Annotated in this window: 22 protein-coding genes; 20 read left to right on the top strand and 2 right to left on the bottom strand. The window is 72.2% G+C overall.

From position 1 onward, the window contains the following. The 13 genes from V7793_RS08140 to V7793_RS08080 all read left to right on the top strand — a co-directional run. Positions 1-1,250 (top strand): ATP-binding protein (locus V7793_RS08140; protein ID WP_336003716.1); only part of this gene is annotated, 1,250 nt, incomplete at its 5' end. Further along, complete coding sequence (locus tag V7793_RS08135) at positions 1,247-1,540, top strand: hypothetical protein (RefSeq protein WP_336003714.1); 294 nt, start codon at positions 1,247-1,249, stop codon at positions 1,538-1,540. The genes V7793_RS08140 and V7793_RS08135, both read left to right, overlap by 4 nt. Then, the gene (locus V7793_RS08130) at positions 1,537-2,178 is read left to right on the top strand and encodes a hypothetical protein (protein WP_336003713.1); all 642 of its coding nucleotides are present in this window, start codon (positions 1,537-1,539) and stop codon (positions 2,176-2,178) included. The genes V7793_RS08135 and V7793_RS08130 overlap by 4 nt, the downstream gene beginning before the upstream one ends. Before the next feature lie 24 nt (positions 2,179-2,202). Beyond that, the gene (locus tag V7793_RS08125) at positions 2,203-2,529 is read left to right on the top strand and encodes a LysM domain-containing protein (protein WP_336003711.1); all 327 of its coding nucleotides are present in this window, start codon (positions 2,203-2,205) and stop codon (positions 2,527-2,529) included. After that, the gene (locus tag V7793_RS08120; protein WP_336003710.1) at positions 2,526-3,647 is read left to right on the top strand and encodes a hypothetical protein; all 1,122 of its coding nucleotides are present in this window, start codon (positions 2,526-2,528) and stop codon (positions 3,645-3,647) included. The genes V7793_RS08125 and V7793_RS08120 overlap by 4 nt, the downstream gene beginning before the upstream one ends. Next, positions 3,644-4,177 carry a phage baseplate assembly protein V gene (locus V7793_RS08115; RefSeq protein ID WP_336003709.1) on the top strand — a complete coding sequence of 178 codons (534 nt, stop codon included), beginning with the start codon at positions 3,644-3,646 and terminating at the stop codon, positions 4,175-4,177. Before V7793_RS08120 ends, V7793_RS08115 begins: the two co-directional genes overlap by 4 nt. A gap of 9 nt (positions 4,178-4,186) precedes the next feature. Continuing rightward, positions 4,187-4,525 carry a hypothetical protein gene (locus V7793_RS08110; RefSeq protein ID WP_336003708.1) on the top strand — a complete coding sequence of 113 codons (339 nt, stop codon included), beginning with the start codon at positions 4,187-4,189 and terminating at the stop codon, positions 4,523-4,525. 7 nt (positions 4,526-4,532) lie between these two features. Beyond that, entirely contained in the window at positions 4,533-4,895 is a 363-nt protein-coding gene (locus V7793_RS08105; protein WP_336003706.1) for a GPW/gp25 family protein, read from the top strand. After that, entirely contained in the window at positions 4,892-7,981 is a 3,090-nt protein-coding gene (locus V7793_RS08100; protein WP_336003704.1) for a putative baseplate assembly protein, read from the top strand. Before V7793_RS08105 ends, V7793_RS08100 begins: the two co-directional genes overlap by 4 nt. Then, entirely contained in the window at positions 7,978-11,316 is a 3,339-nt protein-coding gene (locus V7793_RS08095) for a putative baseplate assembly protein (protein ID WP_336003702.1), read from the top strand. The genes V7793_RS08100 and V7793_RS08095 overlap by 4 nt, the downstream gene beginning before the upstream one ends. Further along, positions 11,313-13,637 carry a hypothetical protein gene (locus V7793_RS08090; protein ID WP_336003700.1) on the top strand — a complete coding sequence of 775 codons (2,325 nt, stop codon included), beginning with the start codon at positions 11,313-11,315 and terminating at the stop codon, positions 13,635-13,637. The genes V7793_RS08095 and V7793_RS08090 overlap by 4 nt, the downstream gene beginning before the upstream one ends. A 49-nt stretch (positions 13,638-13,686) precedes the next feature. Continuing rightward, positions 13,687-15,129: a DUF6519 domain-containing protein gene (locus V7793_RS08085; protein ID WP_336003699.1), complete on the top strand. Its 1,443-nt coding sequence runs from the start codon at positions 13,687-13,689 to the stop codon at positions 15,127-15,129. A 433-nt stretch (positions 15,130-15,562) separates the two neighbouring features. After that, positions 15,563-16,669 (top strand): alpha/beta hydrolase, encoded by a 1,107-nt coding sequence (locus V7793_RS08080; protein ID WP_336003697.1) that lies wholly within the window; start codon positions 15,563-15,565, stop codon positions 16,667-16,669. A 36-nt stretch (positions 16,670-16,705) separates the two neighbouring features. Here V7793_RS08080 and V7793_RS08075 read toward each other — a convergent pair whose 3' ends face one another. After that, positions 16,706-16,939, bottom strand: coding sequence for a hypothetical protein (locus V7793_RS08075; protein WP_336003695.1), 234 nt, complete (start codon positions 16,937-16,939; stop codon positions 16,706-16,708). A 21-nt stretch (positions 16,940-16,960) separates the two neighbouring features. On the opposite strand from V7793_RS08075, the gene V7793_RS08070 reads away from it, so the two are divergent. Beyond that, on the top strand, positions 16,961-18,070 hold the full coding sequence (locus tag V7793_RS08070; protein WP_336003693.1) for a winged helix-turn-helix transcriptional regulator: 1,110 nt from the start codon (positions 16,961-16,963) through the stop codon (positions 18,068-18,070). A gap of 45 nt (positions 18,071-18,115) precedes the next feature. Here the strand turns inward: V7793_RS08070 and V7793_RS08065 are convergent, their stop codons facing one another. Then, entirely contained in the window at positions 18,116-19,330 is a 1,215-nt protein-coding gene (locus V7793_RS08065) for an MFS transporter (RefSeq protein ID WP_336003691.1), read from the bottom strand. Between the two features lie 80 nt (positions 19,331-19,410). Here V7793_RS08065 and V7793_RS08060 point away from each other — a divergent pair, with 80 nt between their 5' ends. The 6 genes from V7793_RS08060 (at position 19,411) to V7793_RS08035 (ending at position 26,904) form a co-directional block, all read left to right on the top strand. Continuing rightward, positions 19,411-19,812: a MerR family transcriptional regulator gene (locus tag V7793_RS08060; RefSeq protein ID WP_336003689.1), complete on the top strand. Its 402-nt coding sequence runs from the start codon at positions 19,411-19,413 to the stop codon at positions 19,810-19,812. A gap of 251 nt (positions 19,813-20,063) precedes the next feature. Further along, a complete protein-coding gene (gene dacB / locus V7793_RS08055) occupies positions 20,064-21,686 on the top strand; it encodes a D-alanyl-D-alanine carboxypeptidase/D-alanyl-D-alanine endopeptidase (RefSeq protein ID WP_336003688.1) in 1,623 nt (540 codons plus the stop codon). A 347-nt stretch (positions 21,687-22,033) separates the two neighbouring features. Then, positions 22,034-22,702: a GTP cyclohydrolase II gene (locus V7793_RS08050; RefSeq protein WP_443057865.1), complete on the top strand. Its 669-nt coding sequence runs from the start codon at positions 22,034-22,036 to the stop codon at positions 22,700-22,702. A 25-nt stretch (positions 22,703-22,727) separates the two neighbouring features. Continuing rightward, positions 22,728-23,504 carry a flavin reductase family protein gene (locus V7793_RS08045; RefSeq protein WP_336003684.1) on the top strand — a complete coding sequence of 259 codons (777 nt, stop codon included), beginning with the start codon at positions 22,728-22,730 and terminating at the stop codon, positions 23,502-23,504. 184 nt (positions 23,505-23,688) lie between these two features. Continuing rightward, positions 23,689-25,551, top strand: coding sequence for an outer membrane protein assembly factor BamB family protein (locus V7793_RS08040; RefSeq protein ID WP_336003683.1), 1,863 nt, complete (start codon positions 23,689-23,691; stop codon positions 25,549-25,551). A 12-nt stretch (positions 25,552-25,563) separates the two neighbouring features. Continuing rightward, positions 25,564-26,904, top strand: a complete 1,341-nt coding sequence (locus V7793_RS08035) for an MFS transporter (RefSeq protein WP_336003681.1) — start codon at positions 25,564-25,566, stop codon at positions 26,902-26,904. Positions 26,905-26,948 lie beyond the last annotated feature (44 nt).

The following is a 26,948-nucleotide window of genomic DNA, read 5'->3' as shown; positions in this document are numbered from 1 at the left end:
TGCCGGGCGCGGCGGCGGAGCTCGACACGGTGGCCCGGCTCTGGCAGCGGGAGTCCCGCCTGCTTCCCCTGGCCCTGTGGCTCGACGCCGACGACGAGGCGCGAACCGACGGCGACGTGCACGCCGCAGGGGAAGCGGCCGGCCGGCTCGGCCGCTTCCTGGAGCGCGTCGGCGGACCGTGCCTGGTGGCGACCAGGGAGACCCGGCCCGACGTACCGGCCCCCACCGCGGTGGTGGAGGTCGTCCCGCCGCCGGCGGCGGAGCGGGCCGCGGCGTGGCGCACGCTGCTGCCCCCGGCGGATGCGGACCGGCTGGCCGGGCAGTTCGCCCTGGACCTGCCCTCGATCCACGAGATCGGGGCCGCCGCGGGCGGCGACCCGGACGCCGCCTGGCGGGACTGCCTGGTGCGCACCCGCCCCCGCCTCGGCGGGCTGGCGCAGCGCCTGGAGCCGGGGGCCGGCTGGGAGGACATCGTGCTGCCCGCGCAGGAGGCGGAGCTGCTGCGGCAGATCGCGGCCCAGGTGGCCCAGCGCGACACGGTCTACCGGAGCTGGGGCTTCGCGCAGCGGACCGGCCGCGGGCTGGGGATCAGCGCGCTGTTCACCGGGCCCAGCGGCACGGGCAAGACGATGGCGGCCGAGGTGCTCGCCCGGCACCTGGGCCTCGACCTGTTCCGGGTGGACCTCTCCGCGGCGGTCAGCAAGTACATCGGGGAGACGGAGAAGAACCTGCGCCGGCTCTTCGACGCCGCCGAGCCGGGCGGCACCATCCTCTTCTTCGACGAGGCCGACGCCCTCTTCGGCAAGCGCAGCGAGGTCAAGGACTCCCACGACCGGTACGCCAACATCGAGGTCGGCTACCTGCTGCAGCGCATGGAGTCCTACCGGGGCCTCGCAATCCTGGCCACCAACCAGCGGCGCGCGCTGGACACGGCGTTCCTGCGGCGGCTGCGCTTCATCGTGCCCTTCGAATTCCCCGGCCCCGCCGAGCGCCGCCGGATGTGGGAGCGTGCCTTCCCGGACGCCGCGCCGGTCGACGCCCTCGACACGGGCCGGCTGGCCGAACTCCCGCTCAGCGGCGGGATGATCCGCAACATCGCGCTCAACGCGGCCTTCAGCGCCGCCTCGGCGGGCACCCCCATCGGCATGCCCGCCGTGCTGGCCGCGGCCCGCGCCGAACTGCGCAAGGCCGACATGCCGCTGCCCGCGGCGGACTTCTCCTGGGACGGTCAGCCGGAGGTGACCCCGTGAAGGTCGAACTGTCCATCGGACGGCTGGTGCTGGAAGGCGTCCCCGGCCACCGGGCCGCCGCCCTGAGCCGGGCGCTGGAGACGGAACTCGGCGCCCTGCTCACTGCTGCACCGCCTCGCGGGCAGGGAGACCTCCACCTGCGCCGCGCCGTGACGGCGCCGGTACCCGCCACCGCCGACCCCACCGCCCTCGGCCGGCGCATCGCCCACGCCGTCCACGGGGTCCTCGGGACTCCCGGCACCGCTCCGGTGGCCAGGGCCGCGGCCGCGCACCGGGGGACGCCCCGATGACGCCCCCTCTCGCCCTGCGCGGCGGCTTCGTCTTCCTCGACCCCGAGCAGGGCCGCGTCCTGCGGGTGACGCCTTTCCAGTACAACCCCGACACTCTCACCCGCAGCCTGCAACCGCGCAGCGCCGGAGCCGGGGGCGGCGACCGGCTGGAGGCGCTGCGGCTCAGCGGCCCGCCGCAGGAGACGTTCAAGTTCGACGCGGAGTTCGACGCCGCCGACCGGACCGACAAGGGCGGCCGGCCCGACCCGGCGGCCGGCACCGGGCTCTTCGCGGTGCTCTCCGCGCTGGAGAGCGCCATCCACCCCACGGGGGCCCAGCTGCGCGAGACGGACCGGCTGTCGTCCATGGGGATGATCGAGATCGCCCCGGTGGAGTCGCCGCTGGCCGTCCTCGTGCTCGGACGGCGCAGGGTCGTACCGGTGCGGATCACGGAGATGTCCGTCACGGAGGAGGCGTACGACAGCGCCCTCCAGCCGGTGCGGGCCAAGGTGTCCCTGTCCGTGCGCACCCTGACCACCGACGACGTGGGCTTCGACCACCGGGCCGGGGCGCTCTACCTCCGCTACCACCAGGGCAAGGAGAGCTTCGCCGCCCTCGACGCGTTCGGCTCCGACGCCGTCGGCCTGACCGGGATCTGAGCGCGGGGAGCCGAGGAGACGCCGATGTTCGAGTCCACCAGCCGCTACCACGGCCTCCCGACCGCCACCTGGACCGGCCCGGACGGGCGGGCCGTCGCCTACGTCCGGCGCCGCTTCCCGCCGCACCCCGAGGACTTGGTGACCGTCCGCGAGGAAGCGGTGGGGGTGGGCGAGCGGCTCGACGCGTTCGCCGCGCGACACCTGGGCGACCCCGGGCAGGACTGGCGGATCGCCGACGCCCACCGGGTGCTGCGCCCGGACGACCTCACCGCGGTGCCGGGACGGCGGCTGCGGATCACCCTGCCCGCGGGGATGCCGGGCGCGTACGCGGCAGGGGGCGCCCCGGGATGACCCGCAGTCTGCAACTGATGCTGCTCACGGGGAAGTACGTGCCCACACCGGCGCCTCCGTCGCTCATCGACGCCCTGCGCTCCGTGCAGGTCACGGTCGCGAGCGAGGGGGCGAGCGGCTTCCAGCTGACGTTCGCGCTGGGCAAGCGGTCGGCCGTGACGCGGGAGATGCTTCCCCTGGGGATGCTGGACCCGGAGACCCGCATCATCGTGATGGTCGTCGTCGGCGGCATGCCGCACGTGCTGATGGACGGCCTGATTACCCGTCAGGATCAGGCGTGCGGGGCGACTCCGGGGAGCTCCACGCTCACGGTGACGGGGCAGGACATCTCGATCGTCATGGACCAGAAGACGGAGAAGAGGTCCTACCCGGCCCGGGTGTCCTCCCTGCAGGTCATGGAGCTGTGTGCGGCCTATGCACGGTACGGGATCGTGCCGCTGGCCGTTCCTCCCCTGATCCAGAACATCCCGAACCCGCTCAAGACGTCGCCCTTGCAGCACGCCACGGACCTGGCCTACCTCAAGGAGCTGGCGGAGCGCGTCGGCTACGTCTTCTACATCGATTCCGGCCCGCTCCCGGGGGCCAACATCGCCTACTGGGGTCCGGAAGTACGGGTGGGTGTGCCGCAGCCCGCGCTCACCGTGGACTCGGACGCCGCGACCAACGTCGAGTCACTGAGCTTCGGCTACGACGGCACCGGCCGCACCGCCTACACGATCGGCGTCACGGAGCCCATCAGCAAGCAGGTGATCCCGGTTCCGCTCCCCGACGCCAGCCCGCTCCGGCCGCCCCTCGCCGTACGCCCGGCACCGGCGTTCAAGGAGGAGCCACTGCTAGGCCTGACGGGCCGTTCGCTCCCGGAGATCCTGTTGCTGGGTCTCGGCAAGAGCGCCCGGTCCAGCGACGTCGTCACCGGCCAGGGCCGGCTGGACGTCCTGCGCTACGGGCACGTCCTGAGCGCCCGGCGGCTGGTGGGAGTCCGCGGCGCAGGTCTGACCTACGACGGCCTGTGGTACGTGCGCAGCGTCACGCACGAGATCAAGCGCGGCGAATACAAGCAGAGCTTCAGCCTCGCCCGCGAGGGCCTCGTCTCGAACACACCGGTGGTGATCCCATGACAGCCTCGACCACGAAGCGGTTCCACGGCCTGCACCAGGGCGTGGTCGTCTCCAACGTGGATCCGCTCCAGGAAGGCCGGCTGCTGGTGCGGGTCCCCGAGGTGCTCGGCAACGAGCCCGGCATCTGGGCCTCGCCGCTCTCGCCCGTGGCGGGCGTCGCCAGCGGCATGTACGTCGTACCGCTGGTCAACTCGGGCGTGTGGGTGCAGTTCCTGAACGGCGACCCCCACCGGGCGGTGTGGGTGGGGTTCTGGCGCGGCGGCGCGTCGGACGTGCCCCCGGCGGCCCGCACCACCCCGCCGGGGACCCCGCAGATCGTGCTGGCGACCCCCGGGCAGAAGGCCCTGGTGATCAGCGACGCGCCGCCGCCGATGGGCGGCGTCACCCTGCAGTTCCTGGGCGAGGCCGGGCCCTCCATCAAGATCACCGCACTGGGCATCGAGCTCTCCTGCGGGCCCGGGCTGGCCAGCATCAAGCTGGAGGGGCCGGTCGTGAGCATCAACGGCACCTCGCTGCAGGTCGTGGGGTGAGGGCGGGTCATGCCCGGACTGGTCCTGCACGCCGGAGCCGTCATGATGTGCGCCCACCCGCCGGGCGTCGTGACCCTGCCCGCTCCCACCCAGCTGAAGGTGCTGGTCGGCCTTCAGCCGGTCGCCACCGTCGCGGACGTCTTCGTGGTCGGGGGCTGCGCCCTCACCTCCACGCCTCCGTTCTGCACCACGGTGCGCTGGTTCCAGTTCTCCGCCCGTGTGCTGGCCGGCGGGCGGCCCGTCCTCGTACAGCCGACGCCGCCCCCGAGCCCGGGACCCGCCACCGGGGTGCCCGCCCCCGGCCCGCCGGTGGTCCAGGCCATGCAGATCAAGGTGAGAGCGAGCTGAGCGGCCCGTGGACATCGACTTCCCCTACCGCATCGACGAGCGCGGCCGCACCGCGGAGACCGGCCACCCCGACCACGTCCGCGACATGGTCGAGATCGTGCTCTTCACCACCCCCGGCGAGCGCGTCAACCGCCCCGACTTCGGCTGCGGGCTGCTCGACCTGGTCTTCGCCCCCAACGGCCCCGAGCTCGCGGCCACCGTGGAGCTGACCGCCCAGGCCGCACTGGAGCGCTGGCTCGGCGACCTGCTCTCCGTCGAGACCCTCGCCGTCACCGCCGAGGAGTCGGTCCTCACCGTCTCGCTGAGCTACCGGCTCGCCGCCACGGGACAACGCCACAGCATCGTCGTCGACGGGGGGACCGCGGCATGAACCCCCAGGGCCCGCCGGTCTGCGACGACGAGCGGCGCCGCGCCTCCGTGCGCCGGGCCGGGCTGGCCGGCATCGACGCGGTGACCGTCGACGCCGACCAGCGCGGCCTCACCGTCACGCTGTTCGGCACCGTGCCCCCCGGCATCAACCGGCACAGCTTCCGCATCGAAGGCGGCCGGCGGGTCACCGGCATCCGGGTCGTCGGCGCCACGGTCCACGGCTGCGCCGACGCGGATCCCGCCACCGACGTGCACCTCGCCCTCGACCGGCGCGGCGACACCTCCACCTACCGCCTGCTCGCCCTCGGTGACGCCTTCGACTCCCGTTACGCCGCGTACGAGTTCGGCTTCCGGCAGCACTGCCCCACCGGCCTGGACTGCCGTCCCGCCGGCCCCCCGCCCCCGCCCCCGGCCCGGCCGGCGCCGGCCATCGACTACCTGACCAAGGACTACGCCGGCTTCCGGCGCCTGCTCCTGGACCGGCTCGCCCTGACCATGCCGGACTGGGCCGAGCGGCACGTGCCGGACCTCGGCATCACCCTGGTCGAGATCCTCGCCCACGTCGGGGACCGGCTCAGCTACCAGCAGGACGCCGTCGCCGCCGAGGCGTACCTGGACACCGCCCGGCTGCGGACCTCCGTCCGTCGGCACGCCCGCCTGGTCGACTACCCCATGCACGATGGCTGCGCCGCCAGGACCTTCGTCTGCGTGGAGACCGACACGGACCTGAACGACACCGACCCCGGAGAATTCGCCTTCGCCGTGCTGCCTCCCGGGCGGCTCCCGGACGCGGAGCCGGTGATCACAGGTGACGTCCTGCGGGCCCAGGGCCAGGTCTGCTTCCGGCCGCTGGAGGACCGCAGGATCCGGCTCCGTGCGGCCCATAGCCGCATCGAGCTGTGGGCCTGGGGAAACGAGCAGTGCCACCTGCCCGTAGGGGCGACCGAAGCCACGTTGTGTGACGGAGAGTTGAAGGAAGGGCGCGCCCACAGGGTTCTGGATCTCCACCCCGGTGACGTTCTGATCCTGGAGGAGGAGCGCGGCCCCGCCACCGGCGCCCGGGCCGACGCCGACCCCACCCACCGGCAGGCCGTCCGCCTCACACGCGTCACACCACGCATCGACACCGTCGAAGAGGTTTCCGTCGTCGATGTCGCCTGGGACCCCGAGGACGCCCTGACGTTCCCGCTGTACTTGGCTGTCCGAGGTAGAACCCAATCCCTGGCCGTGGCCCGCGGCAACGCCGTCCTCGTCGAGCACGGCCTGGACAACACCTGGGGAGCGGGCGCGGCGAGCGCAACGGGCGCAAGGGGGACGACGGGCGCAACGGGCTCCGCGGCACCGGTGTTCACCGCGCCCGGCCACTGGGCCGGCGGGAAACCCTTCGCCCCGGCCCTGCCCGACACCGGCATCACCTGGTCCGCCCCCTTCCCCGATCCGGCCCACGTCGCCGCCGCGCAGGCGCGGCAGCTCACGCTCCTGCCGGAACGCGCGCGCGACAGGATCCGCAACCTGCTGGACGCCGAGAACGCCGCGGGGAAGGCCGCGGGGAACGCTGCCGGGGGCAGTGAGGGGGGTTACGAGGAGCCCGGATACGGGAGTGACAGCGGGGACGAGGCCGGTGCAGATTCCACGGGTTACGGCGGGGGCGGCGCCGCTGCCGGGAGCGCCGAGGCAGGTGCCACCGAAGGCGGGGTCACGACCGTCGGCGACGACGCGCACGCACTGAGGATCCTCTTCGGGGAGGAGACCCTACGGGCGGTCGGCTTCTACGGGGACCGCAGGCGTGCCCTGTCCACCCTCCTCTCCCGCTTCGAGTACCTCCTGGACACCAAACTCCGCCGCCTGGGCGCGCTGGTGCAGCAGGCCCGCTCCGGATACGTCCTTCCCGAGGAAGACGTCGACGGGGAACTCGCCCAGAGCTGGGGGCCGGACGCCCGGAACGTCCTCCCCGGCTCCCCGCTCCTCCACGGGCCGGCCGCCCGCGCCCTGCGGACCGACCCGCGCGCCGCGCTGCCCCGACTGCTCCTCCAGCCGGTGGCTCCCGCGGGAGGGAAGGAACCCGGGCACGGCAAGCAGCGGGAGTCCGCGGCGGACCGTACGACGCAGTCCGGCCGAACGACGCAGTCCGACCGCACACAGGCCGCGCACTCCGCCCCTTGGACGCCCTGCCGCGACCTGCTGAGCTGCGGCCCGCGCACCCGGCACGTCGTGGCCGAGACCGACGACCAGGGCATCGTCACCCTGCGGTTCGGCGACGGCCGGGCGGGCTGCCTGCCCGTCCCCGGCACGAAGCTGCGGGCCGAGTACAGCGTCGGTAACGGCCGCACGGGGAACGTCGGCCCCGGGGCGATCAACCGGGTCGCCTTCCGCACCCTCCGGCCCGGCGGCATCACCCGCGTCCGCAACCCCTTGCCCGCCACCGGCGGCACCGACCCCGAACCCGTGACCGACGTCCGCCGCGCCGCGCCCCGCGAACCCTTCCGCAGGCTTCTGCGCGCCATCACCGCCGACGACTACGCCGCCCTGGCCCAGCAGCAGCCCGGCATCCAGCGCGCGGCCGCGGCCCTGCGCTGGAACGGCAGCTGGTACGAGGCCGACGTCGCCCTGGATGCCCAGGGCACCGCGGACGTGCCCCGGGACCTGCTCGACGGCGTCCGGCAGGCCCTGCACCGCTACCGCCGCATCGGCCACGACGTCGTCACCAGTCAGGCCGTACAAGTGCCCCTCGACGTCGCCCTGACGGTGCGGGTGGACCCTCATCACGTCGCCGGACACGTCAAGCAGGCCCTGCTGAGCGCGCTGAGGCCCGGCCCCCTGCCCGGCGGCGGACGGGGCTTCTTCGACCCCGACGCCATGTCGTTCGGCACCCCGGTGCCCGCCAGCCGGCTGATCGCGTCGGTGGTCGCCGTCCCCGGCGTGCGGCACGCCGAAGTGACCCGCCTGCGCCGACTGCACGGCACCGGCCCCGCCGTCCCGGACGACGGGGTGCTGTGGATGCGGCCACTGGAGATCGCCCGGCTCGACGACGACGCCGCCCGGCCGGAGAACGGCCGGCTGGACCTCACCCTCGAAGGAGGACGATGAGCAGCCCGACCTGCCGCTGCGGCTGCCGCACCGCCACCCGCCCGGCCGGTCCGGCGCGCATCTGGAACCGGCCCGGACTGCCCGAACTGTCCTGCCGCGCAGGCACCCACGGACAGTTCCTGGACGCCATGCTCGCCCGGCTGTCGGGCGAGGACCACCGGCAACTCGCCCGCCTCACCCACCGGGAGACCGACGACCCCTCCGTCGCTCTGCTGGACGCCTGGGCCGTCATCGGCGACATCCTCACCTTCTACCAGGAACGCATCACCAACGAGGGCTACCTCGGCACGGCCACCGAACAGGAGTCCCTGACCCGGCTCGGCAGACTCGTCGGCCACTGCCCGCGCCCCGCCCTGGGCGCCGGCACCTTCCTCGCCTACACCCTCGACCCCGGCGGCCGCGCCACGATCCCGGCCGGGTCACAGGTCAAGAGCACGCCTTTGCCGGGCGCTCTCCCACAGACCTTCGAAACCTCGGAGGACCTCCACGCCCGCGCCGAATGGAACCAACTGCCCGTCCGCCGGACGGAGCCGCCCGACCTCAGCGCCGTGCGCCTGAGGACGGTGCGGGCGCTGGATCTCTCCGGGATCCATGCGGGCCTGCGGCCCGGGGACCGGATGTTGTTCTCCTTCCCCACCCTCAACGAGCCGGAGCCCGAAGAGCCCGCAGGCTTCGTCGTCCGCACCATCCACGACAGCAAGGCCGACCCGGAGCACCAGCGCACGACCGTCTACTTCGCTTCGGTCACGCCCGAGGACGAATACGCCGATGCCGCCGAGGCACTCGATAGGGCCGTCGAAGAGGCGATGGGCGAGCAGCCCCCCGGCGACGCGGTCGAGACGTTTCCGCGGACAGTGCTCCGCCCGATCCTGGAAGCGGGCTCCCAACGGGAGTCGCGCTTCTTCGCCGAGCTCTTCGACCCGCTCAACCGGCTCGACGAGCACCTCGCCATCGCCAGGAAGAAGGGCGACCGGGCGATCGTGGAGCTGCTCGACCCGGTGGCGGCCGCGGCAAGAGCGCTCCGGGTCGCGGCGGCCCGGGCGACCGACTCTCCGGAACTGAAGGCCCTGATCCACCTCGGTGAACCGCCGCCAGGGAGGAATGGCGGCGGGACCGGGCTCGTCGGCCCGGGCGAGAACACGGCTGACGCAGGCGGAGGAGAGGACGGCGAAGGAGGAGATCAGGGAGCGACAGCCGGCGAGAGCGAGCGCAAGCGCCTGAGAGGCCAGGTACTGCTCGGCCTCACCCCCGTCCTCGCGGCCCTGGCACGGCCCCCTTCCCGTCCCCCCGCCAGCCGGCGCGACCTGACCACGCCCATCGCCGACCTGTACGGGACAGGCTCCGATGCCCTGCTCAGGCTGCTGGCCGCCACCCGTCCCCAACTCGCCGGACAGCTCTACCAGGCCATGGGGACGGCGTCCGTGACCCCGGTCGAAGAACTCCGGGGGATCCAGTGGCTCCGGGTCAAGGCGACTCCCTACGGCGCGACCATCAGCAAGAAGCTGGACGCCCCGGCGCCCGTCAAGCCCGCCATCGAGGTGGACGACGAACACCGGAACCAGCTCACTCTCGACGCTGTCTACGACGCGATCCTTCCCGGTACGCCGATCGTTCTGGAAAAGGGAGGGGGCGTCCCCCCGCTCGTGCGCACGGTGGAGACCGTGACCCAGTGCGCCATGCGCGAGGCCCCGGACCTGGCTTTGCCGGTAACCCGTCTCACCCTGACGGAGGAGCTGCCCGCAACGGGCTACACGGGCACGGAGCGCGAGCGCATCACCGTATGGGCTGCCGGAGAGCCACTGTCCCCCGCCGAAGTCCCTGTCACCTCCGACGTCAGGGGCAGTGAGATCACCCTGGATGAGACCCGCGAGGGCCTCGCCCCGGGACGCTGGCTCGTCGTCTCCGGCGAACGCACCGACGTCCCCTACACCACCGGCGTGCGCGGCACGGAGCTCGTCATGCTCGGCGGAGTGCGCCAGCAGACCGATCTCGAACGCCCGGGCGACCGGCTGCACACCACGCTCGTCCTGACCACCGAACTCGCCTACAGCTACCGGCGGGAGACCGTCGTCATCCAGGGCAACGTCGTCCCCGCCACGGTCGGCGAGAGTGTGGGGGAGGTGATCGGCAGCGGCGACGCCGCACAGCCCGGGCAGACCTTCGCCCTGCGCCGCACGCCCCTGACCTGGCTGCCCGCGGCGACGCCCACCGGCGCCGGCGGCACGCTGACCGTCCGCGTCGGCGGCGTCACCTGGCACGAGACGGACGACCTCACCGAACTCGGCCCCGCCGACCGCGGATACCGGCTGCGCACCGGCCCGGCAGGTGAGGCCGCAGTCACCTTCGGCGACGGTATGCACGGCGCGCGGCTGCACACCGGGACGGAGAACGTCACCGCCGAGTACCGCGTCGGCGGGGGCAGCGGCGGAAACCTGCCCACCGGCCAGGTCAACCAGGTCGTCAGCAGGCCGCTGGGCGTCAGCGCCGTCACCAACCCGGTCCCGGCGACCGGGGGCACGGACGCGGACGGGCCGGGCGACACCCGCAGCCGCGTGCCCCTGCGGATGCGTGCCCTGGACCGGATCGTGTCGTTGCGCGACCACGAGGACTTCGCCCGCGCCTACGCGGGCATCGGCAAAGCCTCCGCCCAGTACTGCCAGGACATCCGGCGCCGTGTCGTCCAGGTCACCGTCGCGACCGTCGGCGACACCCCCGTCGGGCCCGCCTCGCCGCTTCTCACCTCCCTCGAAGCCGCACTGAACCGTTACGGGGACCCGGCGCTGCCGGTCGTGGTGGCCCTGCGCGAGCGGGTTCTCCTCGTCGTCTCCGCAAACATCCGCGTCCTGCCCGATCACCGGTGGGACGACGTCGAACCCGCCGTCCGACGAGCCCTGCACGACGCCCTCGGCTTCGCGCGCGCCGAACTCGCGCAGCCCGTCCACCTCAGCACCGCCATCGCCGCCGCCCAGGCCGTCCCGGGCGTCGACCACGTCGACGTGGACGTCTTCGGAGGCATCCCGGACGACATCGACACGGTCGGGCTGACGGGGCTCGCCGAACAGCTCACCCGGGCGGCGCCTTGCGTCCCGGCCAGCCGTGCCGAGTACCGGGAGCTCCCCGCCCGCATCTTCCAGGGCGACACCCTCACCTCCGTCGCCCTGCGCTACGGACTGAGCCTCGACCGCCTCGTAGCCCTCAACCCCGGTGCCGTGCCCAGCGACGATCTCGCGCAGAGCGGGACCAAGCTCATCGTCGGCCGTGGCCTGCGCGCCGCCCAGCTCGTCGTCCTCGACCCCGCGGTGCCCGAAACCCTCGTCCTGCGGAGGATCCCGTGAACCCGGACCGGCTCTACGCACTCCTCCCCGCCGTCCACCGCAGGATGGACGAGCGGAACGGCGGGCAACTGCGCGCACTGCTGTCCGTCATCGCCGAACAGGCCGCGGTCGTCGAGGCCGACATCGAGCGCATGTACGACGACTGGTTCGTCGAGACGTGCGCCGAGTGGGTCGTCCCCTACCTCGGAGCCCTCATCGGCTACGCCCTCCCGCCCGGCGCGGCCGCCGCCCTCACCGAGCGGACGGAGGGCCGCGACCAGCTCCTCGCCCACGCCGTGCCGCGCCGCGAAGTCGCCGACACCGTCGCCAACCGCCGCCGCAAGGGAACGCTTGCCCTGCTGGAGGACCTCGCCGCCGACGTCGCCGGCTGGCCCGCGCGCGCCGTCGAACACCGGCGGCTGCTCGCCCTCACCCAGCCGGTCCGCCGCCTGACCGCCGATGACCACGGCACCGCACGCCGGCTGCGCCGCGGCGGGTTGGCCGACCTCCGCCGGACCGAGCCGCTCAACCGGGCCGACGGCCCCTTCGACGAGCTCGCGCACACGGCCGAGATGCCGCGCGCCTGTGGGACCCGCCGGGCCGGGTGGTACAACATCCCCGGACTCGGGCTCCACGTCTGGCGGTTGCGGGCCCACTCCCAGACCCGCGCGCCCGCCTTCTGCCTGGACCGGGCCGCGTACCGCTTCACGTTCAGCGTGCTGGGCAACGACACCCAGCTGTTCACCCTTCCGGTGCCCGAGCCGTCGCCCTGCCACATCGCGGGTGAGCTCAACGTCCCGGCACCCATCGGGCGGCGGTCCCTCACCGAGCGCCTCCACGACTACTACGGGCCCGGCAAGAGCCTGTGCGTGTGGGAGGGAGAGGGTGACGGGCCGCCGGTGGCGCTGGAGCGGATCATCTCCGCCGACCTGTCCGGCTGGGACTACCGGACGCCGGAGGGGAAGGTCGCCGTCGACCCCGTCCTCGGCCGGATCGCCTTCCCTGCCCGGCAGGCCCCCGAGCAGGGCGTCCGGGTCACCTACCACCACGGGGCCGCGAGCGACCTGGGGGGAGGCGAGTACCCGCGCCCGTACGCGGTGGTGCCCGAGGGGGAGGTCCCGCCCTACCGCGTCGGCCCGGGCGAGCCGTTCGCCCGGATCACGGACGCCGTCGAGCAGTGGCGTGCCGACCACGACCAGTGGCGCGCGGACTACGAGCGGTGGCGCTCCGCGTCGGGGCGGAAGCAGGACATCCCGATCGGGAAGCAGCAGGGCGGAGAGCCGCAGCAGCAGGATGACGGACCCCGCCAGGATGACGGACCCCGTCAGGACGCCGGCCCGCACCTGGGCCGCTACCGGATCGTGCAGCGGACCGCCCCGCCGCGCGACCCCGGGCCGCGGCCCTCGGACGTCATCGAGATCAGCGGCAACGACGTGCACCAGGACGTTCTCGACCTCTCCCTCCACCGGGGCGACCGGCTCGTCCTGCGGGCCGCCGACGGCGCGCGCCCCGTCCTCCGTCTCCTCGACTGGTCGGGAGGCCGCCCGGACGCCCTCCGCATCACCGGCACCGGCACGGGGGAGGGGCCCCCGCCCTCCGTCACCCTGGACGGCCTGATGGTCACCGGGCGCTGCATTCAGATCCGCGGCGACGTGGGCGACCTCCTCGTCCGGCACTGCACCCTCGTGCCGGGCTGGGACCTCGACGAGCGGTGCGGCCCGCGGGAGCCCGAGGAGCCGAGCCTGGAGCTCGTCGACACCCCCGCCGACGTCCGTGTCGAGCACAGCGTGCTCGGAACCGTCGTCGTCCGCCGGAACGAGCCGGCCGACGAGCTCCAGCGGATCCACCTCTCCGACAGCGCCCTCGACGCCACGGCGCGGACCTCCGCCGCCCTGACCGGCCCCGAGGACCGTCACGCCCTCGCCGTGCTCACCGCCCACCGCACCACCGTCATCGGCACCGTGCACGTCCACTCCGCCGACCTGGTGGAGAACTGCCTGTTCGACGGGGACGTCCGGGTGACGCACGGGGTGGCCGGCTGTGTCCGCTTCTGCTGGCTGCCGCCCGGCTCCCGCACCCCGCGCCGCTTCCACTGCGAACCCGAGCACTCCGGCACCGCCGAGGCCACGCCGCTGTGCTTCACCAGCACCCGCTACGGCACCCCCGGATACCTCCAGCTCGCCGACCGCTGCCCGGACGCGATCCGCCGCGGCGCGGACGACGGATCCGAACCCGGCGCGTTGCACGACCTCTTCCAGCCGCAGCGAGAGGACAATTTGCGCACGCGCCTCGCCGAGTACGCCCCCGCCGGCTGCGACCCGGCCCTCGTCTTCGTCACCTGACCCTCACCGACCCGACCCCACGCGGTTCACCCAGGGAGCCCGAACACCCATGCAAGGCGACTTCTCCCGCGTCACGTTCGACAAGGACCGGCGGTTCTCCGCCGTCCTGGCCCAGCAAGGACGCGTCCAGCTCGACGCCGACCTCAACGAGCAGACCGCCATCCTGATGCACTACATGCGCACCCTCGTCACCGACCTCTTCGGCCCGGCGGTCTATCCCGCGGGCATCACAGGGAATGAGGCCGGGGGCTTCAAGGTCGCGTTCGAGAACGGCACCTTCTCCGTGACGAGAGGGCGCATGTACGTCGACGGCATCTTGTGCGAGTGCGGGCCGGGGACCAACTACCAGAATCAGCCCGACGGTTTCCCCGACCCGGACCGGACTCCGGACTTTTCGGCGTCGTTCGTGGTCTACCTCAGGGTCTGGGAAAGACTGGTCACCGCGGCCCAGGAGCCGTCCCTGCGGGAGGTCGCCCTGGGCCTGCACGGCCCCGACACGAGTGCGCGATCCCGCGTCGTCTGGCAGCTCGACTGGTTGCCGGCCGAGGAAAGCCTCCTCCGCCACGATACGAACCCTCTCGTCGTGCTCAAAGCCAGGCTCGACGAACGATTGAAGCCCCGCGGGACGCTCGCCGCCAAGGTCGCGCGTCCCGAGGAGGGAACCGACCCGTGCGACCTGCCGCCGGAGTCGGGCTTCCGCGGCCCGGAGAACCAGCTCTACCGGGTGGAGATCCACCAGGGCGGCCCGGCGGGCAAAGCGACCTTCAAATGGTCGAGGGAGAACGCCTCAGTGGTCCTCCCCGTCCGATCGGCCGCCGGCGCCACGCTGGAACTGGAGTCCCTGGGCCGGGACGGGCGGCTCGGTGTGGAGGCGGGGGACATCGTCGAGATCGTCGACGACGCCACGGTCTGCCGCGCCGCCGCGGACGAGATTTCCAAGGAGTCCACCAGCCTGTACCGCGTCGTGGAGGCCGACCACACCGCCCGGCAGGTCGTCCTGCACGACGACCCCTCCCAGGACCGCCACCAGCCGGGCCTCGGCGCCGACCCGGCCCTGCACCCCGTACTGCGCCGGTGGGACCACCGTCCGGAGCCTGCGAAGCCGAAGAAGAAGCAGGAGAAGGCCGAGGACCAGCCGCACGCGGGCCGGTACACGCTCCTCGTCGACCAGGGCCGCTGGATCGACCTCGAGGACGGCGTTCAGGTCCACTTCGGAAAGGACAAAGAAGGCGAGAAGCCGCAGCAGTACCGGACCGGTGACTACTGGTTGATCCCGGCACGGGTGGTCACCGGTGAAACGGAGTGGCCGAAGGACGATCAAGGGGAGTGGAGCCAGAAGGAGCCGCACGGCGTCGACTATCACTACGCCCCGCTGGCACTGGTGATCAGGGACAGGGGCGAGGGCAGGACCAAGGACCGGGTGAACGATCTCCGCACGCCTCTCCGGCAACCGCCCCCGCACCCCATGGGCACCGTCGACCCCGACCAGTAGGCCGCGGCGCCCTGGGCGAGCGAGCCCGGGCCCGTTTCGGCTCACATCCGGATGGCCGCCGGAGGCGGCGGCACGGCATGCTGCCTCCACCGGCACGGACTCACCCCCGCATCCGCCGAGTCGCTCGCCCGCGTTCGCCCTCGGCGGGCACGTGGTGGCCTTCGCGTCGTACGCCGCGAACCTCGTGCCCGGTGATAGCAACGGGGTCACGGACGTCTTCGTACGGCACATGAGCTGAGCCGAACCGAACTGAGCCGAATGGATCCGAGCCGCCGGCTTGCGCAGGCGCCTCACCGCGACCGTCATGGTCAGGTAAAAATGTCATCATTCTATGAGAATCGGAACCCTCCGCATCGCCCACCTCATCTCTTCAGGCGCCACAGAAACGACGAGGGCCCGCGCGAGCCCCCGGCACCGGAGTGAGGTCCGTCCGATGACATACAGCCCGCCGACCACCAACCAGACCCGGCGGGGACGTCCGGCCCGCACCAAGCGCTGGATCGTCGCCGCGGCTTCCGTCGTCACCCTCGGCCTGGTCGCCTGGCCGGTCATGTCCTACTTCGAGATCCCGCCGTTCACGGACAAGGGGGACCCGATCTCCTTCGGCCAGGGGGCGGCGGACGGGAAGAACGGCGACCAGGCGCCGGGCTCGAAGGCCCTGATGCCCCTGGGGCCGGACGCCGGCTTCAAGGTCTCCGGCACCGTCCCCGAGGACGGGTCCAAGGTCGCCGTGACGACGTACGAGGGCAAGAAGTCCGGCTTCAAGGGCAAGGTCTGGGTCTGGGCCCCCAAGGAGTACGACGACCCGAAGTACGCCAAGAGCGGCTTCCCGGTGCTGATAGCCCTGCCCGGCGGGTCGGGCTTCCCCAACAACTACTGGATGGGCTCGGACCTCAAGCTCCAGGCCTCCATATCCAAGTGGGCGAAGGAGGGCAAGAGCCTGCCCTTCATCATCGCGATGCCGGTGCTGAACCCGGAGAACCACGACAAGGACCCCAAGGACCCGAAGCTCGGCCAGTACTGGGACGGCAGTGACATCCCGGGCCAGCCGAAGATGGGCACCTGGCTCACCGAGGACGTCCCGCAGCTGATCAAGGAGAACTTCCGGACCATCAAGTCCCGCGACGGCTGGGCCTTCATGGGCTCGTCCACCGGGGCCTCCGCGGGCCTGAAGTCCGTGCTGCAGAAGCCGGACAAGTTCAAGGCCGTCATCGCCTCCGGCCCCGACATCGTCCCCGATTCGCGCCTGTGGGCCGGCCACGCGAAGGAGAAGGCGGACAACAGCTCCGACGTCCTGGCCCAGCGGCTCATGGCGAGCAAGGGCCCGGACGTCTACCTGGCCTTCCAGGTCGGCTCCAGTGAGCCGGTCAAGCCGCCGATCGACCGCTTTGTCGACAAGTACGGCAACAAGGGACCGGTCAAGACGAAGTACCACGTGATCCAGGGCGGGGAGCACAATGCCGCCAGCTATGTGCCCAACATGGAGACCGGGGGCCTCATCCAGTGGATCAGTGAGCACATGCAGGGCCCCACGTCCTGACGCCCTGGAGACCCTCGGTATCCGTGCCGGCCCGGCTCAGCGGAGAGTCACCTTCAGGATGCGGCCGGAAGCCTCCACCACGAACAGGGCCTTCTGGGCGCTGTGTTCGCCGAAGCCGCGGGCCACCCGGACGCTGCTGGGCATGTGCAGCCCGCTCGCCAGGACGCAGGAGCGGCCGGTGTCCGGGTCCACCCGGATGAGCTGACCGTCGCGGAAGGACGCGACGACCAGGCTCCCGTCGGCGTAGGTGAGGTCGTCGAGGAACTTCATGTCCAGGAGGTTCCTGCTGAGGTGCGTGACCGTCGTACGGCGCGCCGGGTCGTTCAGCGGGATGCGGTAGACCGGGGAGGAGGTGTCGGTGATGGCGCTCGCGTACAGCTGGTCGCCGGCGATCTCCAGGCCGTTGGCGCCGAAGACGTCCGCGGCCCGGGTCCACTCCTCGTCCTTCGTGCCGCCCGGGCCCTCGACGTGATAGGCGGCCGCTGGACCCTGCTGATCGTGCGTGAGCTCCTGCTCGGGCCGAGGCGCTACACCGACCTCGTCGCCGGCCTGCCCGGCATCGGCCCCAATGTGCTGGCCGAGCGGCTGCGCGAGCTGCGCGAGGCGGGCCTCGTGAACCGGTCCCGGATGCCGCCCCCGGCCGCGTCGACGGTGTACGAACTGACCGCGCTCGGCGAGGCGATGCGGCCGGTGGTCGACGAGCTCACCCGCTGGGGCCTGCGGTTCCTCGGTGCGCCGCGGCCCGGCGAGCGCTTTCGGCTCGGCTGGCTGCTCGGCTGCGTGCGTGCCGGCTTCAGGCCCGAACTCGCCCGCGGCCTGCACGAGACGTACGAGTTCCGCGTCGACGGCGATGTGTTCCACCTCCGTGTGGACGACGGCACGCTCGACATCCGGCACGGCTCGGCCGGGGAAGCCGCGTGCGTGGTCAGCACGGATCTGACGACGTTCATCGCCGTCGGCGCCAGGCTGCTGGCCGTCGAGGACGCGCTGGAGCGGGGGATCGCCCAAGTGGAGGGCGGGCTCGACGCCGTCGCCCGCGCGGTCTCGATCCTCGGCGCCCACCTCGAAGCCACCCACGGCCGGTACGGCATCATCGGAGCAGTCGGAGCCGCTTTCCGGCCGGACGCGGCCGGCGGCGTCCACGAGACCTACGAGTTCCGCATCGGCGACTTCCTCTTCCACGCACGGGTCGACGAGGGAACCGTGGAGATGGGCCAGGGCCCCGCCCCCGACGCCGCCGCGACGCTCGTCACCGACCTCGCCACCCTGCTCCAGCTCGGCGCGGGCGCCCTGACCCTGGAGGACGCCTTCGCCGGCGGCTCGGCGACGGCCTCGGGCGACCCGGAGGCGGGCCTGCGCATGGCGGCGGTCTTCGGCGTGACCCCGGCCGGTCACGGATAGAACCAGCAGAGGCCACGATGTCCATCGCGAACACGAGCCCGGCCTTCACCTCCTGCGTGTGAGGACTCGCTGCGGGTGAGACCGGTCGTCCTGCCGCCCGGCGGCAGGACGACGCCCGTCGTCGGCGCGGGGCAGGACCGCGTAGGTCAGGGCCAGGCCGGCCGCGGTCATCAGGGCTCCGGCCAGGCCGGTCCAGCGCAGGGCGCCCGCGGCGACCATCGCCCCGCCCAGGGCGGATCCGGCGGCCGCGCCGAGGTTGAAGGCGCCCGCGTTGACGGCGACGGCCAGGGTGGGCGCGGTCCCCGCGTGCCGCAGGATCAGTCCTTGCAGCGGAGCGATGGTGGCCGTGGCGAGCAGCCCGAGCCCGAGGACCGCGAGCACGGCGGTGGGCTGCCACAGGACGGCGAACGGCACGAGGGCCAGCACGCCGGTCAGGCCGCCGAACACCCCGCGCACGGTCGTGGACAGGGACTTGTCCGTCAGCTTTCCGGCAGCCAGGTTGCCCAGGACGCTGCCCGCGCCGTAGGCGAGGAGGAGCCCGGAGACGGCGGCCGGGGAGAAGTCCGCGATCCGGGAGAGGAGCGGCGTGAGGTAGGTGAAGACGGTGGTCACGCCCGAAAAGCCGACGGCAGTGGCGGCGATGGCCAGCAGCACCGGCTTGCGGGTGACCACGCGCAGCTCGTCCCGTACGCGCGTGGCGGTTGCCGGCTGCTCGGGCAGGACGGCGGCGAGCGCCGCGGTCGCGGCCAGGGCGAGCGCGGTCAACGCCCAGAAGGGGGCGCGCCATCCGGCGCCCTGCCCCAGCAGGGAACCCAGCGGCACGCCGAGCAGGGTGGCCACGGCGAAGCCGGAGGCGACGGTGGCGACGGCCGTTCCGGTCCTCTCCGGAGGGACCATGCCGGTCGTGACCACCATCGCCACCGCCAGGAACGCGGCGTGGCTGAGGGAGGAGAGCACGCGCCCGGTGAGCAGCATGCCGAAGGCGGGCGCCAGGGCGCAGACCGCGCTGCCCGCCGCGAACAGCAGCATCAGTCCCACGGCCAGCCGTTTGCGGGGCACCCGGGACGTCAGCACGGTCACCACGGGTCCGCCGATCACCACGCCCAGGGCGTAGACGGTCACGGACTGCCCGGCCGTCCCCTCCGAGATCCCGAGATCCGCCCCGACCTGCGGCAGCATGCCCGCGACCAGGTATTCCGCCGTGCCGACGACGAAGACGCTCGTGCTCAGGGCGGCGAGGGGGAGGAAGGTCTTGTTCATGCCGCGGACGCTAAACTCTGACATCTGTGTCAGAGTCAAGCTGCCGGGCCCGCCCCGCGCGGCGGTTACGGGGGAACGGCATGAGGATCGGCGAACTGTCCCGGAGGACCGGGGTCCATGAGCGGCTGCTGCGCTACTACGAGGCGCAGGGCCTGCTCCACCCCGACCGCCTCCCCAGCGGCTACCGGGAATACGCCGAAGGGGACGTCGCCGCCGTGCGCCGCATCCGCAGCCTGCTCGCCGCCGGTCTGAACACCGCCACCATCGCCGCGATCCTGCCCTGTCTGCGGGACGAGGGCGAACGGCTCGTTCCCACCTGCTCGGACCTGGTCGCGGACCTCTTCCGGGAGCGCGACAGGATCACGCGCGCCATCACGGACCTGCAGAGCTCCCGGGCCGCGCTCGACGACGTCATCACCGCGGCCCCGGCCGAGGTGGCCGACCGGGCGCTCGCCACGCTGGAGATGCCCGTGCCTGCGTGACGGACCGTCAGCCGGGCGCGGTCGCGCTGCCGGAGGCGAACCGGGCGGGCCCGGCGCATCAGCTGACGTGCCGACCGCCGGCACCCGCTGGGCTGAACGTGTTCCCTGTCCCGCCGGGGCTGGACCGCGCGGGTGAAGGTACCGGCCGTGACGTTCGGCGGGGGTGTCCCGCGCGGTACGGCTGCCGCAATCGGCACGGTCACGGGCCGTGGCGGACGGCGGGGCGACCCGGAGTGGGAACAGGTGGCGCGATGACAGGCTTCACGCGGGGATGGCGGGCACGGGCGGGCGTCGCGGTCGCCGTGATCACCGCGTTGACGGCGGCGTCCGCGGGTCCCGCGGCGGCGGTGCGCGAGCGCGGGCCCGGAGCCGCCATCGAGGCGGTGATGAGGAAGCCCGGGTACGAGCACGCGCGGTGGGGCCTGCTGGAGGTCGACGAGAAGGGGCGCACCGTCCGGTCGGAGAACGCCGGAGAATTCTTCATCCCCGGCTCCGCGGCCAAGCTGTTCAGCGTCTCGGCCACCTGGCGGACCATCGGCGGCGACCACCGGTTCACCACGCCCGTGCTGGCCGTCGGGCACCGCAACCATGCGGCGCTGGACGGCCACCTCGTGCTCGTCGGCCAGGGCGACCTCAGCCTGGGCGGCCGGACGGGCCCGGGCGGCACCATGGAGTACACCGACATCGACCACACGTACGCCAACGACGTCCCCGGCGCGACGCTGACCCCGCAGAACCCGCTGGCGGGGATCGACGAACTGGCCCGTCAGGTACGGCACTCGGGCATCACGGAGGTCAAGGGGGACGTCGTCGTCGACTCCCGGCTCTTCACCTCGTCCGAGAACCTGGACCCGGGGCCGGCCCCGCTCATCGTCAACGACAACCTGATCGACCTGCTCACCACCCCGACGTCCGCCGGTCAGCCCGCCCGGCTGGACTGGCGCCCGCACGTCGCGCCGTACCAGGTCGACTCGCAGGTGCGCACCGTCGCGGCGGGCGGCACCACCGACATCTCCGTCACCGCCTCGCCGGACGGCACGCACATCACCCTGACCGGGACGATCGCCGCCGGGGCGAAGCCCGTCCTGAGGGTGTCCCCGGTGCGCAACCCCGACGCCTTCGGACGGACCGCCCTCATCGAGGCGCTCGGCCGTGCGGGCGTCACCGTCCACGCGCACGCGACCGGCCCCAACCCGGTCGCCCTCCTGCGACAGGACCGGCACGCCGCGGAGCGCGTGGCGGCATACGTGTCGCCTCCGTACGCCGAGTACGCCAAGGTCATCCTCAAGGTCAGCCACAACCTCGGGGCGAACCTGGGCATCTGCCTGATGGCCGTGCACACCGGGAGCCGCAGCTGCGACGACGGCTTCCGGCCGCTCGCCGAGTTCGTCCGCAAGGCCGGGGTCGACCCGCGGCAGCTGCAGCTGCTGGACGGGCGCGGCGGCAACCCCGTGGACCGCATCGTCCCGACGGCCTTCCCGCGCCTGCTGAGGTACTGGGAGCGCACCCCCGAGGCGGCCCGGTTCCGCAAGGCCCTGCCGATCCTGGGCGTCGACGGCTCGCTCGCCGGCTCCTGCACCCGCGCGGCCACCTGCCCGGCCCACGGCAAGGTCTTCGCCAAGCCCGGCACGGTCGCGGGCTTCGACGCCGTCAACAACCGGCTGGCCGTGGCCGGCGAGACCCTGGCCGGATACTTCGACGCCGGCCACGGCCGGCGCCACACCTTCTTCATCGGCGTCAACGGCGCCTCCGCACCGGACATCAAGGGTCTCCTCGCCGTCATGGACGACATCAACCACATCGCGGCCCTCCTCCAGCAACAGGCGGCCGCCCGCGAGCACGGGCCGCGGCACGGTCAGCGGCACGGGCACTGAGGGCCGGGTACCTCCGCGAGCGGGCGGCGTGTCCCGGGCGAGGCGTGAGAAATCGTCAGCCCCGGCCGTCGCCCGGCTCGGATGTCGATCTCCGAGACTCCTTCAGAATTCTCTCCTGCATCAGGAGTCACAGCCCAAAGCCGGACCAACCGGAGTGGAGCTTCTGAAAGACGCCACTTGTTTGACTCGTGTTTGACCCGTGAACTCTGGCGCATTTATGCAAGGTTCAGGGGACGGGCATTGGCTAGTGTGGGCGGTGGTGCTCGGGGTGGGAGTGATTCGCGTAACTGTCCCTGTGATGCGGTCGGACGGGGCAGGTGCGGCGGTCACGTATCAGGAGGGGCATGATGGCGTCAGAGAGACCGGGGCATTTCCCTGATGAACGCGGCGGAGCCACTGTTCGCCGGACCGTGGTCGTCCCGCTGGACATAGGGACCGGCCGGCCCGTGGAAGCGACCGTCACCTCTTTCGACGCTCTTTCCCACAACGGCGAGCACGTACTGATCAGCATGGGGACACCGGGCGACATCCCCTTGGTCCGCGTCCATTCCGAGTGCCTGACCGGCGACGTCTTCGGCTCGTTGCGCTGCGACTGCGGCCCGCAGTTGCGCGAGGCCCAGCGCCGCATACACGAACGCGGCGGAGCGCTCGTCTATCTCCGGCAGGAGGGGCGCGGTATCGGTCTCTACAACAAGATCGACACCTATGCGTTGCAGGACACCGGCATGGACACCTTCGAGGCGAACACCGCGCTCGGGTTCGCTCCCGACGCCCGCGACTATGCGGTGGCGGCGCAAATGCTCCAGGCGGCCGGCATCCATCGGATCGATCTCTTGACGAACAACTCCGACAAGTCGGAACAGCTGCGCCGGAACGGCATCGAAGTCGTCCACGAAATACCCACCGAGACCTATGCCAACCCCCACAACATCCGGTATCTCGCGGCGAAATCCACGATCACCCGGCACGGGCTCACCCTCGATGCCGACCGGGACGTCAAGGAAGCGCTGTCGTGACCGGAACCACGGAGGGGGCGCAGGAATGATCAGCCAGGACCTGGTCGAGCAGCTGATGCGGTACGGGACGTCCACGGTCGGCATCATCACCGCGACCGGGCCGAGCGGCGTGAACCTCATGTCCGCGGAGTGGACCTACCTCGTGGCCCGGCGGCCACCGCACTTCGCCGTCGGCTGCCAGATCAAGAACCACACCACGGGACTCATCCTGGAACGGCGCGAGTTCGGCCTGACCCTCTGCGACGCGTCCATGGCCTCCCTGGCGAACTTCGCCGGCACCTTCACGGGCGCCGAGATAGACAAGAGCTCGGCGTCCGGCCTGCGGCTGCGCGAGCCCGTCGTGACCGGCACACCGACCGTCGAGGGCGGCACGCTCAGCGCCGAGTGCCGCGTCCGGTCGGTGGTGGACCTCCCCGACTACGCGCTGATCGTCGGAGAGGCCGTCTGGATGGCGGTCGATCCGGCGCGCAACGCCACCCCGCTGGTCAAACACGGGGGCATGTACGAGCTCGGCGAGCGCATCCTCAGCCGGGAGGTGACCGGCTCCGCCACCGCGTTCCCCGACGGCACCGTGCGCCTGTGCGCCTCCGCGCAGGGCGTCGACGATCCGGAACAGCCGGTGCCGTGGACCGTCACCCTGTCCCCGGGCACCGGCGGCCAGGACGTCCCCGTCGGCACCGTGCGCGACGGCGAGGACCTGGACGTCGTCATCGAGCTGCCACGAGCCCCCCTACCGGGCGACGCACTGATCGTCGCCCGCCCCGACTGCCGGCCCGTACGCGTCGCGCTGCCGACGACGTGACCGGTGGACCCAGGATCAGACAACACGCCGGAGGGAGGTGAGTGCTATGCGCAAGGTCGTCCGCCGCTACATGAACTCCACCAAGTGACCCGGAGTAACCGCCGCACGGCGATGAAAGGCCCGGAAGCCCTCACCGGGGCTTCCGGGCCCCTCAACCGACGAACGCCGGGAGAAGTACACACTCATGAAGCTGACTCAGCGCGCTGCCAGGGTGATGTGGGTCGAGGGCCATGGGCTTCTCGTGACCGACGTCCGCGGCGGAATCCACCTGCTGGACGAGGACTTCGATCTTGTCCGCTCCGGCCGTCATCCCGAGTCCGTCGCCCCCGTCTACGCGGTGACCACCTCGGGCGACTTCGCCTACACCAAGGACGCCCGCGGCACGGTGACCCAGTGGAGCCTGCATTCGCTGCACCCGGTCAACTCGCTCGACGCGCAGCACCTGCGGGGCGACGGCGAGTACCTGGAGGGCGAGGAACCCTCCACCCTCATCAACCGCGGGATCTGCGTCTGGCAGGACAAGCTCTACGTCAACAACGGCTACATGGAGATCGCGGTCATCGACGCGCGGACCTTCGACCTCATCGAGGTGCGGCCCTCCATCACCGACCACTTCCTCGAGTGGTTCTGCACCGAGCGGCCCGGTGAGCAGTGCGTCGCCGACAAGCACGGCAACCTCTACATCGGTGACCTCGCGGCCTTCGACTTCCCGGTCCATGTGCGGCTGGACGACAAGCTCAACCTGCACCGGGTCCGCTACGACCGCCGTCACGACCGGTACTGGGTGACGCAGGACGCCGGCGAGGACGAAGCCCTGTACGTCAGCAACGGGGTGGTGGTCATCGGCCCGGACGGGCGGATGCTGCACAACTTCAAGTTCGCGGCCGACGACGTCGAGGCCCTGGAGTTCGACGACACCTTCTCGTTCGCCTTCTGCGCGGGTTTCGAAGGCGAGATCACCGTCTTCGACAACCGGGAGAGCGAGCCGCGCATCGTGCGGACCATCGCACCGTTCCGCCACCAGATCACCGACATGACGATCACCTCCCGCGGCCACCTGGTGGTGCTCACCCAGGACGGGCAGATGGAGCGGGTCTCCCCGGAGGGCGAGCGCCTGGCCCGCCTCGACTTCGACAGCCGGTGCGTGTGGGACATCCAGCCGGACCCGCTCACCGAGGACGGCTACCTCGTCGCGACGGACACCGGGGTGCTCGCCATCGAGCTGACGGACGTCGAAGCCTCCCACCCGAACGCACGGGTCACCCGGCGGTGGGACCTCGGCCTGGGCTTCGTCCGCCGCGTCCGGCCCCTCGCGGACGGCACGTTCCTCGGCGTCACCCGGTCGGGAAGTCTCTTCCGCCACGACCGGGACGGAGGATTCCGCTGGCAGGTCCCCTTCGCACCGCACCTGCACGACCTCGGCCCCGACGCCGACGGCGAGCGGGTGCTGGTGGCGGCCAACGAAGGCGCCTTCGAACACGACGCGCGCACCGGCGAGCGGCTGCGCACGCTGGACGTGGCCGGGCTGGTGGCGTGGACCTGTTCCTACGGGCCGGCCGGAGAGCTGCTGTTCGCCACCCGCAACGGAGTCCTCTTCTGTTTCGAGCCGTCCGGCGAGCAACGCTGGCGGGTGGAGCTCGGCGGCTACTGCAAGCGGATGCAGCGCTACGAGGACACGGTCCTGGTGACCGGTGGCGACTTCGCCGTCAAGTCCGTCGACGTCGCCACCGGCAAGGTGACGGGCCACTGGTCCGACACGCTGGAGAACACCGTCGAGAACGCGACGGTCATCGGCGACCGCGTGTACGCCACGTCCTACGGCCTGCAGTTGGCGGTGTACGAGACGAGCTCGCCCGAAGTGCTGGGCGTCATCGAGCCCTTCCAGGACTTCCCCAAGGCCTTGGCCAGTCGCACCGGCCGCGAGGGCTCGCCGCGCAACCTGCTGCTGGTGGGAGGGCGCGGCGGCTTTCTCCAGATCCGGGACGTCACCGAGGAGGGGCCCCTGCTGCTGCGCACGGTCCATCTGCCTGCCGGATACGGGAAGTGAGACGGTAGTCGGGTGAGTCTGCAGACCGAGCCGAGCCCGTGGCGGGATCCCCGGTTCCGGGTGTTCGCGGCGGGGAATCTGGCCAACAACCTCGGCGAAGGCATGTACGGCTTCGCCCTGCCCCTGCTGGTGCTGAGCTATACGGGCTCCCTCGCGACGATGGCCCTGCTGGTCGCGGTGTCGCCCCTGGTGATCACCGTCGCGGGCCCGTTCCTGGGCCACGTGGTGGATCGTTACGGCTCACGCGTCCTGGTGGTGCCCGGGCTGCTGCTGCAGCTCGCCGCCGCACTGGCGCTCAACGTCGCCCTGCTGGGCGGACCCGTGCCCGTGTGGAGCCTGTACGTGGCGGAGGCGCTCGTGCAGATCGGGGCCGTCTCCTACCGGGCCGGCTGGCTCGCGGGGATCCCCGCCATGTTCCCGGACAACACCGGGCGGTCCCGGGGATCGCTGACCGTGCTGTTCCAGACGAGTCTGATCCTCGGGCCGGCACTGGCCTCCCTGCTCGTCGTCCCCCTGGGCTACACCGGGCTGCTCTGGCTCAACAGCGCGACGTTCCTGGCCCCGCTCGTCGTCTGGTTCCTCGGGGTGAACCCGGTGGCCGGCCAGAAGCAGTACCGGTCGGCCCCGGTCTCCTTCGCCGAATCGCTGCGTGCCGGGCTGCGCATCTTCTCCCGCGGGGAGAAGATGGGCACGCTGATGCTCCTGATGGTGCCCGCGAGCTTCACGTTCTCGACCGGCACCACGGCGCTCTTCGTCTTCCTCGCCCGCGACGCACTGGACGCGTCGCCGAGCTCCATCGGCGTCGCCCTGGCAGTGGCCAACGTCGGCGGGCTGACGGGGGCGCTGATCACGGCCGAGATCCCCCGGTGGAAGATCCGCACCGTCACCGTGCTGGGTCTGGCCAGCGCCGGCGGGGCCCTGCTGCTCATCGCCTCCGGCGCGGGCCTCGTGGCGGCGACGGCGGCCCTGACCCTCTTCTTCGTCTGTGAGAACGTCATCTCGGTGGCCACGGAGATGGAGATGTTCAGCTCCGTACCGCCCGAGCTGATCGGACGGGCCACCGGAATGTGGCGGCTGGCAACCGGACTTCCGACCGCCGCCGCCCCCTCGGTGATCGCGTTCCTCGGCGGGTTCCTCGGACCCCGGGCGATCTTCGTCGTTCTCGCCGCGGTCGCGGTCGTACCGCTGGCATGGTTGCTCAGCCACCGCTCGGCGCTGCGCTACGAGAGCCCGGCTTCCGGGGCCCCCGCAGAGCCTGCGGCGCCCGATGCGCTCGGCGGGGCCGCCCCCGGGACTGCCCGGGAGACCACCCCGCGCGACGGATCGCCCGCCGGGAGCGACAACTCGACGTGACGCGTGGGTGAATGCCCATACTGCGCCGCCCCCAGCACTGACGG

Source organism: Streptomyces sp. KLMMK, from assembly GCF_036961605.1.
GTDB lineage: Bacteria > Actinomycetota > Actinomycetes > Streptomycetales > Streptomycetaceae > Streptomyces > Streptomyces telluris.
This window is presented reverse-complemented; position numbering and strand designations above follow the sequence as displayed.